The sequence below is a fragment of the Piscinibacter sp. genome, assembly GCF_050175855.1.
Lineage (GTDB): Bacteria > Pseudomonadota > Gammaproteobacteria > Burkholderiales > Burkholderiaceae_C > Piscinibacter.
This window is the reverse complement of record NZ_JBFXIO010000514.1, coordinates 1-2,978: the sequence shown is the minus strand read 5'-3', so window position 1 is coordinate 2,978 and position 2,978 is coordinate 1. Positions and strand designations below refer to the sequence as shown.

At 71.7% G+C, this 2,978-nt stretch carries 3 protein-coding genes; 2 read left to right on the top strand and 1 reads right to left on the bottom strand.

What is annotated here, in order from left to right; translation table 11 throughout:
• The coding region (locus AB7U92_RS24870; protein WP_428583178.1) for an AMP-binding enzyme at window positions 1-860 on the top strand (860 nt) is incomplete at its 5' end.
• Window positions 861-866: 6 nt separating this feature from the next.
• Here the strand turns inward: AB7U92_RS24870 and trxC are convergent.
• Entirely contained in the window at window positions 867-1,280 is a 414-nt protein-coding gene (gene trxC, locus AB7U92_RS24865; protein ID WP_428583176.1) for a thioredoxin TrxC, read from the bottom strand.
• A 96-nt stretch (window positions 1,281-1,376) separates the two neighbouring features.
• On the opposite strand from trxC, the gene AB7U92_RS24860 reads away from it, so the two are divergent.
• The coding region (locus AB7U92_RS24860; RefSeq protein WP_428583174.1) for a GspE/PulE family protein at window positions 1,377-2,978 on the top strand (1,602 nt) is incomplete at its 3' end.

The following is a 2,978-nucleotide window of genomic DNA, read 5'->3' as shown; positions in this document are numbered from 1 at the left end:
ACCTGTCGAAGCTGCGCGCCATCGGCTCGACCGGCTCGCCGCTGGCGACCGACGCCTACCACTGGATCTGGCAGCAGATGCCGAAGGTCGACGGCCAGCGCATCTGGCTCACGCCGATCAGCGGCGGTACCGACTTCGCGGGCGCCTTCGTCGGCGGGCTGGTCACGCTGCCGGTGGTGGAGGGCGAGATGCAGTGCCGCTGCCTGGGCGCGGCGGTGGAGGCGTGGAGCGAACCCGATGCGCAAGGCCGCGGCCGTGCGCTGGTCGACGAGGTGGGCGAACTGGTGTGCGTGAAGCCGATGCCCTCGATGCCCCTGCGCTTCTGGAACGACGAAGGCCACAGGCGCTACCTCGACTCGTACTTCGACATGTACCCGGGGGTCTGGCGCCATGGCGACTGGATCCGCATCACCCCGCGAGGCGGCGCGATCATCTACGGCCGCAGCGACGCCACCATCAACCGCCACGGCATCCGCATGGGCACGGCCGAGCTGTACCGCGCGGTGGAGGCGCAGCCCGAGGTGCTCGACAGCCTGGTGGTCGACCTCGAGTACCTCGGCCGCGAGAGCTACATGCCGCTGTTCGTGGTGCTGCGCGAGGGTGCGCTGCTCGACGAGGCGCTGACCCAGCGCCTGAAGCAGGCGATCCGCGAGGCGCTGTCGGCGCGCCACGTCCCGAACGAGATCTTCCAGGTCAGCGGCATCCCGCGCACGCTGTCGGGCAAGAAGATGGAGTTGCCGGTCAAGAAGCTGCTGATGGGCACGCCGGCCGAGCAGGTGTTCAAGCTCGACGCGATGGCCAACGCCGACTGCGTGCCGTGGTTCGTGGACTTCGCGGCGCGGCGCGCCGCGGCGGGCTGATCCGGGTCAGCCCACCCAGCCGACGATCTGGCTCGCCTGCATCGCCCCCGAGGTGCGCTGCACCTCGCGGCCGCCCTGCAGCTTGACCATCGTCGGGATGCTGCGGATGGCGAAGCGCGAGGCCACCTGCGGGTTGGCGTCGGTGTCGACCTTCGCGAGCAGCGCCCGGCCCTTCAGCGCCTTGGCCGCCTGCGCGAACTGCGGCGCCATCATCCGGCACGGCCCGCACCAGCTCGCCCAGAAGTCGACCACCACCGGCACTTCGGTGCGCGAAGTCACGGCGTCGAAATTGGCATCCGTCAATTCCACCGGTTCGCCGGCGAGCAGCTCCTCGCCACATCGCCCACACACGGGGTCCTGCGTCAGGCGTTCATCGGGAACGCGGTTGGTGGTGCCGCACTGGCTGCAGACGACGTGCATGGTGAATTTCCCTCGGAAGGCGAGACTTCGTGGCAGGTGGCGGTGCCGCCGGCGATTTCAAGGCGGCACCATAGGGGGTATTGCACCGGCACCCGCATGAACCTCGACCCCCGCTTCTTCCACGGCCGCGCCGGCGCGGCCCTGAGCACCGAACCCGGCGAGCTGCCGACCCACCCGATCCCGCTGGACGAACCTGCCCGGCCCGGCCCGCAGGCGCTGCGCCCGCCCAGCTGCGAGGCCCTGCGCGCTGCGCTGCGCGACGACCCGTCCGGCGACATTGCCGCCCCGCACCTCGGCCAGGCGCTGCTGCGCGCCGGCCTGATCGACGCGGCCACGCTGCAGCGGGCACTGGCCGTGCAGGCGCGGCCTGGCCCGCACCGCACGCTCGGCCGCATCCTCGTCGATCTCGGCGTGCTGTCCGAGCTGCGGCTGCGCATGGCGATGGCCGAGTGGCAGGGCGTGCGCGTGGTCGATCCGCAGGCGCTGGTGCCCGACCCCAACGTGCTGTCGCTGCTGCCGCGCGCAGTGGCCGAGCGCGACGGCGTGCTGCCGCTGCTGCTCGACGGCGACACGCTGACCGTGCTGATGGCCGACCCCTGGGACCATGCGCTGCTCGAGCAGCTGCGCTTCGCCACCCAGCGGCGCATCCGGCCGCTGATGGCGCTGCCCGGCAGCCTGATGCCGGCGATCCACCGCGCCTATGCCGCCGCGCAGGCGCGCGGCGGCGTCGCCGACGCACCGGCCCGCGCCAGCCTGAACGACCTCGCCGCGCAGCTGCGCAGCGCGCCCGAGGCCGCCGTGCCGGCCGACGCGGAGGTGTTCTCCGAATCCGACAACACGCTGGTGCGCCTGGTGAACTCGCTGGTCGAGGAAGCGGTGCGCCGCGGCGCCTCCGACATCCACATCGAGACCGCCGACGAGCCGCGCCCGGTGCGCGTGCGCCTGCGCGTCGACGGCGAACTGGTGCCGGTGCTCGAGCTGCCGGCGCGGCTGCGCTTCGCCATCGTGGCGCGCATCAAGATCATGGCCGAGCTCGACATCTCCGAGCACCGCAAGCCGCAGGACGGCAAGATCGACTTCGCCCGCTTCGGCGGCGCGCACGTCGAGTTGCGCGTGGTCACCGTGCCGACCCACCGCGGCCTGGAAGACGTGGTGCTGCGCCTGCTCGGCGGCCGCAAGCCGATGCCGCTGGAGGAGATCGGCCTGGCACCGCGCAACCTGCAGGCGTTGCGCGCGGCGGCGGCCAAGCCCTATGGCCTGGTGCTGATCTGCGGCCCCACCGGCTGCGGCAAGACCACCACGCTGCACTCGGTGCTGCGCGACATCAACACCGACGGCCGCAAGATCTGGACTGCCGAAGACCCGGTGGAAATCGCCCAGGAAGGGCTGCGCCAGGTGCAGATCAACGCGCGCATCGGCTGGACCTTCGCCGCCGCCATGCGCACCTTCCTGCGCGCCGACCCCGACGTGATCATGATCGGCGAGATGCGCGACGAGGAGACCGCGCGCATCGCGGTGGAGGCCTCGCTCACCGGCCACCTGGTGCTCTCGACGCTGCACACCAACTCCGCACCGGAGAGCATCGCGCGGCTGCTCGAGATCGGCCTCGACCCGTACAACTTCTCCGATTCGCTGCTGGCCATCCTCGCGCAGCGCCTGGTGCGCACCCTGTGCACGCACTGCAGCGACAGCGAGGTC